General features: G+C 64.3%; 7 protein-coding genes and 1 pseudogene. 4 read left to right on the plus strand and 4 right to left on the minus strand.

Annotated features, from left to right (window positions below; translation table 11 throughout):
• Positions 1-82: 82 nt before the first annotated feature.
• The 3 genes from ACWCRJ_RS39300 to ACWCRJ_RS39310 all read right to left on the minus strand — a co-directional run bounded on the left by ACWCRJ_RS39300 (position 83) and on the right by ACWCRJ_RS39310 (position 2,772).
• A complete protein-coding gene (locus ACWCRJ_RS39300) occupies positions 83-1,459 on the minus strand; it encodes an FtsK/SpoIIIE domain-containing protein (protein ID WP_450943784.1) in 1,377 nt (458 codons plus the stop codon).
• Positions 1,459-1,815 (minus strand): SCO3933 family regulatory protein, encoded by a 357-nt coding sequence (locus ACWCRJ_RS39305; RefSeq protein WP_450943785.1) that lies wholly within the window; start codon positions 1,813-1,815, stop codon positions 1,459-1,461. Before ACWCRJ_RS39305 ends, ACWCRJ_RS39300 begins: the two co-directional genes overlap by 1 nt.
• Before the next feature lie 168 nt (positions 1,816-1,983).
• Positions 1,984-2,772 carry a GntR family transcriptional regulator gene (locus ACWCRJ_RS39310; protein WP_055536745.1) on the minus strand — a complete coding sequence of 263 codons (789 nt, stop codon included), beginning with the start codon at positions 2,770-2,772 and terminating at the stop codon, positions 1,984-1,986.
• Between the two features lie 107 nt (positions 2,773-2,879).
• On the opposite strand from ACWCRJ_RS39310, the gene ACWCRJ_RS39315 reads away from it, so the two are divergent.
• The 4 genes and pseudogenes from ACWCRJ_RS39315 (at position 2,880) to ACWCRJ_RS39330 (ending at position 4,604) form a co-directional block, all read left to right on the plus strand.
• Positions 2,880-3,287, plus strand: a complete 408-nt coding sequence (locus ACWCRJ_RS39315; protein ID WP_450943793.1) for an NUDIX hydrolase — start codon at positions 2,880-2,882, stop codon at positions 3,285-3,287.
• Positions 3,288-3,333: 46 nt separating this feature from the next.
• A pseudogene (locus ACWCRJ_RS39320) lies at positions 3,334-3,761 on the plus strand (ATP-binding protein).
• Complete coding sequence (locus ACWCRJ_RS39325) at positions 3,755-4,147, plus strand: hypothetical protein (RefSeq protein WP_450943786.1); 393 nt, start codon at positions 3,755-3,757, stop codon at positions 4,145-4,147. The pseudogene ACWCRJ_RS39320 and the gene ACWCRJ_RS39325 overlap by 7 nt, the downstream one beginning before the upstream one ends.
• 22 nt (positions 4,148-4,169) lie before the next feature.
• Positions 4,170-4,604, plus strand: a complete 435-nt coding sequence (locus ACWCRJ_RS39330) for a hypothetical protein (protein ID WP_450943787.1) — start codon at positions 4,170-4,172, stop codon at positions 4,602-4,604.
• A 138-nt stretch (positions 4,605-4,742) separates the two neighbouring features.
• Here the strand turns inward: ACWCRJ_RS39330 and ACWCRJ_RS39335 are convergent, their stop codons facing one another.
• A complete protein-coding gene (locus ACWCRJ_RS39335; protein WP_450943788.1) occupies positions 4,743-6,299 on the minus strand; it encodes an endonuclease NucS domain-containing protein in 1,557 nt (518 codons plus the stop codon).
• Between the last annotated feature and the right edge of the window lie 1,252 nt (positions 6,300-7,551).

Consider the following 7,551-nt stretch of genomic DNA (forward strand, 5'->3'; position numbering starts at 1 on the left):
GCTCCTTTCGGATTCAGGCATGGCGGGGGTAGGGAGTTGGCGCGAGGCGGTCACGCCGACCGGGGTGAGGGGTGGGCGAAGGTCAGTCGGTCACCGGATGCGGCTGCACCGCCGGGGCCGAGGACTCCACGGACCGTACGGGGGTGTCGGGCCGGAAGGGCTTGAGCGCGGGAAGGTCGGGCACCAGGTGGGCCGAGGCCCGGCAGATCTCGGCGGCGGTGCCGAGGGAGAGGTACGGCGTGCGGATGCGGGACCAGCCGCCGGAGGTGTCACCGGCCACGGCCAGGCCAGGCAGTTCGGGAGCGATGGAGCAGGCAGCGAAGACGGCCTCAGGAGCGATGTCGCCGAGCGCCATCTTCGCGGAGGCTTCGTCGTTGACGCGGTGGCAGACCCGGCCGGTGAGCTGGGCCCGGAGCATGGTGGCGCCCTTGCCCAGCTCGGCGCCGAAGCGCTGCCCGCAGACCTCCAGGTAGATCCCGGCGGCGCGGCCGAGCTGGGCAAGGCGGATGAGTTGAGTGACCATCTCGTCCCGGCGTTCCTCGTCCTTCTTCGTGGCGACGAGGAAGAGTTCCGCCACCTCGTCGACGAACAGCACGATCGGCACCGGGCGTTCGCTGTCGGGCAGGCCCCAGATGTCGGAGGTGATCTCCTCGTCGGGGGTGCCCGGGGCGATGCCCTGCCGGGCTTTGATCAGGTCGTAGCGGTCCTCCATTTCCTTGACGAGCGCGGGCAGCAGCTCGGCGGCTTCGTCGGGGTCGGTGGCGAGGGCCGAGAGGCGGGAGGCGAACGGCGCCAGCTCCACACCCCGCTTGCAGTCGATACCGACCAGGGCGACGGGTTGCCGGGCGAGTCCGGTGATCAGGTGGCGCAGGTACATGGACTTGCCCGAGAGCGTGGCGCCGAGGGTGAGCTGATGCGGGATGGTGCGGTAGTCGCGTACGAAGGGAGTGGCGTCCTCCCGCAGTGCCACGGGCACCTTGAGGAGTTCGGCGGTGGTTTTGCGGGGCATCCGTACGTTCCGCAGCACGTCGAAGCCGACGAGCCGCAGTTCGACCACGCCCGGCTTGACCGTCGTCACGTACACGGCGTGGACGCCCCAGGCGTGCCGAAGCCGCTCGGCCGAAGCGGCGACGTCGGCGGGTTCCTGCCCGGGAGCGAGCCGGAGGCGGAGCCGCAGCCCGGTTGAGGTGGGCCGGATGATGCCCCGCCGAGGCGGTACCGGCCGGACCTCCCGGCGGGTGGTGGCCTTGACGGCGAGGACCCGCAGCCGGGACGGCGCCACGGTCAGCCCGCACGCCTCCATGACCGAGCCGTAGGAGCCGAGGAGCCTGGCGGTCGATATCGGCAGGCCGACCGTGGGCCAGTACACGCGGGGGTGCTTGGCCCGGGTGTAGGCGGCCCCGCCACCGAGTGCGGCGACAGGACCACCCACCTCCAGAAGTGTCACCAGATCGGACATCAGGCGGTGGCCCCCATGGCGACCGGGAAGGCAGCCGGAGTCACGGCGGCGGCGCGGAAGGCGATGCCGTGCCGCTGCTGCCCGTTGAACACCGACTCCCACGGCCGTGCCACCAGCCCAGGCAGCGAGACCGGCGCCCCCAGCGCCAGCCCCTCGGCCACACCACCCTCCGGCACGGTGACCTTGAACAGCGACGACTCCCCGTCCTCGATGTAGACGACGCCGATCGTCATCAGCGCTTCCCCGCTGACGGCGTCCTTGGCGATCTCGCCCGTCTGCCGGTCCCGGACCTTGGGCTCAGGAGCCTCAGTCAGCAGGATCGTCGCGGCCGAGGTCTCAACACGAATGGTGCGCAAGACAGTTCACCCATCTACTCGTCTATACATGATGCGGTCTGTGAACCCGATCTCCGGGCTCATGCGGACCACCCTGCCACACCACTTACCCACTCGTCTATACGAGTATGCCTGTTGGAGTGTACGAGTCGGAGAAGCGTCCCCCGCGCACCACCGCAAATCACCTCATCACGTCGCCGGAAGCTGATACGACAGCACGTACGCGTCCGCCGCCATGACCGTGTCGCAGACCTCCACGGCCCGTCCCTCGGTGTCGAAGGCGGTACGGATCAGGTGGATCACCGGCACACCGGAGGCCAGCCGAAGCGTCTTCACCTCGGCCGGCGAAGGCATCCGGGCGCGAATCTCCTCCTCGAAGTGGTCGAGGCGGTGACCCAGCTCCTCAAGGCGGGCGTAGATCCCGCCGGGCCCGGGGTTCGGCTCAGCGATCGGCGTACCGCGCGCGATGTCGAGCGGCAGATACGAGGTGGCGAACTCGACCGGCCTCCCGTCGAGGAGATACCGGCGCCGACGAGCCAGCACCCGCCGCACGGACCCGAGCCGTGTCGAGACGTCCTGACTGGCCTTTTCTTCCTTGACCTCAAGGCTGTCGACCTGGGGGTGACTGCCGGCGGCGTTGGCTTCGACGATGAAGGCGGCCTTGCCCTGCTCGCGGTGGCGCCGGGCGAACCGGTCGGAGGCGAGGCGTCGCACGGGCGGCCGGGGCCGGACGAAGACGCCCTTGCCGTGCTCGGCGTGCACGAGCCCTTCGCCCTGGAGGACGGAGAAGGAGTTGCGGACCGTCATCCGGGATACCCCGTAGTGGTCAACAAGCTCGGCTTCCGAGGGCAGTTTTTCACCCTCCTTGAACCGCCCGCGGTCGATGGCCTCGCGCAGTTGGTCGGCGATCTGCCGAAAGACCGCACGATCACTCGTGGGGTCGAGGTCACCGAGGAAGCCGGAAGGAAGAGAGGGCACGTGTACTCCTTTAGATATCTAGACGAGTGGGCGATTGTTGTTGCTACGGTGGAGAGCCTAGCCAGCCGAGAGGGCCGAGGAACGTGAGCACTGACCGTCCGCACTCCGTGAGCGTCGCCGGAGTCATCGTCGACGACCAGGGCCGGGCCCTCTTGATCAAACGCCGTGACAACGGCAAGTGGGAACCCCCGGGCGGAGTCCTCGAACGCGAGGAAACCCTTCACGAAGCCCTCCAGCGCGAAGTACTCGAAGAGACCGGCATCAAGATCGCACTTCCCGCGACCCTGACCGGTGTCTACAAGAACATGACGGGTCTGATCGTCTCGCTGGTCTTCCGCTGTGAGGCGGCCGACGGCACACCGACCACCGGCGACGAGACCCGCGCACTGCGCTGGGCCACCCGCGAAGAAGTCACCGAGCTTGCCGACGAGGCATACGCGATCCGCGTCACCGACGCATTGGACGCGGCATCCCCGCCGGCCATCCGCGCCCACGACGGCGTGAAACTCGTCTAGCCCGAACCCGCTGCACATGGCGGCCTACCAGTACGAAGGAACTTGTATGCACGAGTATACGAGCACCGCCCGGGTCTGGGGACTCACTTGCCCAGGATTTCCGGAAGAGGTGAGCCGGGCCCGCCGCTGGACCCGCGACATCCTGCGCGGATCACCCCTGGCCGACGACGCCGAGCTGATCGTGAGCGAACTGAGCGCGAACGCGATCCTCCACACCGCCAGCGGCATGGAATCCGGCAGCTTCCACCTGGCCCTCGCGGTGACCCGGCAGGTGATCGCCCTGTCGGTCACGGACGGCGGAGGAACCGGCACGGCCCCAAGGCCGAGCACCAGGACGACGAGGCCGAACACGGCCGGGGCCTGGGCATGGTCACAGCACTCGCCCACCGGGTCGTCGTCCACGGCAGCGAGGGCGGCTACACGGTCACCGCGGAACTGTTCACCGGCACCCGACCGGGAGACCACCTGTGCTGAAGGACGAAGCCCGCCGAGGCTACTGGTGCGAATGCTGGACCGAAGACCTCAACGAAGAGGGCGGGTTGGAACTGCGGGCGTCGTTCGACGCCTACTCGGCACCCCAGGCCGACCGATGGGTTGCCGTCGCGCTGCGCACCATCTCACCGGCATTCGACCCGGACGCATCCGCCCAGGCGTGGGAGTGGCTGCACGACGGCCGCATAGACACCCGACGAGCACTCCTGCGCTCCGAACCCTGCACTGTGTCGGTCACCTTCGACTCGACCCGCATCACCTGGACGATCCGGCCAGTGATCTACCTGCCACTCGCACACCGTCAAGGCACCGAACTGCCGCCCTGCGCGTACGACTTCAAGCCCCTCCACGACGACCATCAGCGGTGACGGCCTCTATTAGCGTGGCTCTATGACAGAGGCAGGGAAGGCTAGGCCGAGGCTCAGGCAGCTGAACGAGCTGACAGATATGTACGACTTCCTGGACGAAGTAAGGCTACGTCCGGGCATGTGGGTGCGAGGCCGGTCGCTCCTGCACCTGGAGTCCATGCTGATGGGCTACACAGCGGCCCTTGGTGTCCACGGCATCGACGAGGACTGCGACCTTCAGCCGGGGAGTCTGGGGCCGTTCGCTCAGTGGCTTTGGCGTCGCCTGGGGATGACGTACCCCAGCTCACTGGGTTGGGCGGTCGAGATCGAGCGCAGGGCGGAGCAGATCGACGTGCCTGCCATGGAAATGTTCTTCGAGCTAGTGGATGAGTTCCGCGCCGCAGGCCACGGTGCCTACCAGGTGAAGCCGGACAGCCAAGCATCCATCGAGGTTGAACAGCCCCAGCAGCCCGACTGAGTTACAACTTTCTCTACTGGTTCAAGGCGGCTCGCTCCGCTCCCCGCGCGCGGCCCGACCCCCGGCCGGGCCTGCGCTCCTGTCTCCGCCCCGCTCCAGCCCGGCCGGCGCCCGTGCCGCGCGTACAGCAACGTCTCGCTAACCGCTCACTATCCATTGGTCGCCACCGTCCACCGGAGTCATGCACTGACGGAAGGCCTTGACAATGGGCTCAAAATCAACATGCTGCAGAAACTCCTGCAGCGGCAGAACCCCCGGCCACGAGACCCCATCTGAATCACTCCGGATCCGCCGCAAATCGCCACCCTCCACTATTAGCTGACTCGGGAGAACAGAATCACCCGGGAGAAATTCGAACAACGAGTATTTCAATCCAAGCGACCGCAATAGATCACCATCCGCCTCATAGACACTCCCAAGCGCCCTTGCCATTCCCCAGTCAGCCACGGTGGGATATACGACACGAATAGCTTTCCACAAGTCCTCGATTGGCTTCCCATCCCACGTCAGAAGGCCGTGAATCATCTTAGCGTCATTCCTCGGAGCATCGACAGCCCCGGAGATTTCCGGAAGCAAGGAACGCAAATTTCCACCGTACCCATGAATAAGGGAAGCCAGGAAATCCGCAGGGTTGTGCACCGTGATTACCACGTCAAGCCCTTTCCTTTGCCCTTCCACTTCATCGAGCCATAGCCTCAACACATTTGACCATTCAGGGTTACCTTCAAGGACATAATCTACGCGCGCACGGAATCGACTCCATGCCAGGGAATTGGACGTGTTAGCAGACGACTGCAAGAGTAGTTGGTTCCAGCCAGCAGCATGCTGAGCCATTGCGACCGCTTCGGAATCATCGATGAGATCACGCCAGTCTTCAAAAATTCCCCTGCGATATACGTGAGCGATCTCCAACGAGTTCGTCTTCAGGTATCGAGTTAGTTTCTCGGGGGTCGTAGCCTCAGCCCCTGGATGCCCGAATCCGGCAGCGCAAGCAGCACGATACTCGGCCGCATGAAATTCCGGCTCCTCAAGCCCTTCGTCGTCGTCTGGAACGGGCAACCTGGGGTCATTAACATCCGCCACGCCGAGGGCCACATGGAGGATTCCTGTATCGTCGTGAGACCTCACAGCCAAGACGCCAATTAGGTCTTCAATCCCCACGTTCGCCAATGCTCTTGCTAGCGAATCCCATTTCTCGTCAGCATCAGATCGGTTCACAATGGGGATTCGGATTGCAGCTACAGAGAGATCTCTTTCGTTTGGCACCGGCAACGGAGTGACGGGTTCTACGGTCATAGAGGCAGGAAAATCCTCCCCGACATCAACCTTTACCCCCATAATGGGATAAACACTCGATCGACTTATTTCACTAAACGGAACGATGAGCTCTTTCCAGTCGGTACTGGCGATTACCGCTCTGACTTGATCGACCCTCATTCCGCGCTCCCGCCGTAGAAGTTCACAATATTTTAGAACTTCATGAATTGCCTCACGGGCGGTGTTGTTAGATTTCTTAACTTCAATAGCAACGAAGATGCCGTGGCGATCACGAGCCAGAATATCTACAAATCCACGCGTTCCGGCCCTGTTGTGAAGATGATAGTTCTCCTGAATCATCTTCATTCCGGGCTCGATGGCTGCAAGGCGGTCGGCCAAAGCGTTCTGAATTGCCAACTCAGTCTGCTTGGTAGACATGATCACCCTCCGTAAGCGTTGATATTAGAAGGGTACCCATCCTTCCCCGCTCTGTCCGTGTAATGAGGAGTTCGAGCGCTCCTGCCCGGATCCGCTTGCTCTGGTCGACGACACAAACCGGTAGCGTGGCTGAGCTCGGTGGGGGTGCAGCGAGACACACGCGCGCCTAATCGGTCAGCGCACCCGCCATCATGGCTGACTGTCGTCGGCTGGGGCTCAGGCCCAATACCGAGCTTCTTCCCAGGGTTCTCCGTGGCCAACGAGTCGTGCCATTCGCGTGCCAGATCCTGCGGGGAACCACGGGGAACAGCAGGGACTGGCCACGGATGCGACCAGGGCCCCGGCACCGCCCCGCCGCAGTTCAGCGCAGCAACCGCCGCCAAGAAACCCAAGCTTCCCAAGCTGATGGCTCAGGTGTCGTCGTTGCGGCCCGCCATCGAGGCATGCGCTGACCGACAGGCGATGCGTGGCTGAGCCCGGTGGGAGGGCGGCGAGACACGCGCCTGATTGGTCGAAACACCCGCAGTCATGATTACAGCTCTGCCACAAAACGCTTGAGATGCGGTGGAGTCTTTCCACGCGGACAATCAGTTCATGAAGTCCGAGAATGTTCGAGCTCCGCGGTGGACATGGCGTGCGGCAGGTTCGGTGTCGCTCCTGCTGTGCTTCGCGACCGCGTGTGGCGGCAGTGACTCTCCGAGCGAGACGCCCACGCCAACGAAGACTGTCACAGAGGCCGTTGGGGCGCCCGTAGAGAGCGAATCGTCGGTTGAGCAAGCAGCCCTACCGGACATGGTGGGTGAGGTGCTGCAAGATGCGCAGGACAGTGCGCAAGCGAACGGGTTCTATCTTCTCGACTCAACTGACGCTACGGGTGCAGGGAGGTACCAAGTCCTGGATCGCAACTGGGTGGTCTGCTCTCAGACGCCGGAGCCCGGGACACATCCCACTGATGTCATGGTCAGCTTCGACGTAGTCAAGATCGACGAGACCTGCCCTTGATGCCGTCTCAGTTTCCGTCTCATTCAGCACCGTTCACGACCGTTCAGACGAGACCGAAGCCGGTGGCAGCCCCCACGGCCGATCGCCCATGAACGCAGGTGAACGCCCCCGCACGCAGCCCACCACCCCACCACCACAGTTGGAAAGCGTGTTGGGGGCAACCCCTCACGAGTTCGAATCTCGTATCCTCCGCCAGTGCCTCACCGGGCACGATGTCGAAGGGCCCCACCGTTCGCGGTGGGGCCCTTCG

The sequence above is a fragment of the Streptomyces sp. NPDC002324 genome (assembly GCF_053593335.1).

Excerpts from the sequence above, each read along its gene's own strand:
- ACWCRJ_RS39335 (WP_450943788.1), bottom strand. The coding sequence starts at position 6,299 with ATGTCTACCAAGCAGACTGAGTTGGCAATTCAGAACGCTTTGGCCGAC.
- ACWCRJ_RS39330 (WP_450943787.1), top strand. The coding sequence starts at position 4,170 with ATGACAGAGGCAGGGAAGGCTAGGCCGAGGCTCAGGCAGCTGAACGAG.
- ACWCRJ_RS39300 (WP_450943784.1), bottom strand. The coding sequence starts at position 1,459 with ATGTCCGATCTGGTGACACTTCTGGAGGTGGGTGGTCCTGTCGCCGCA.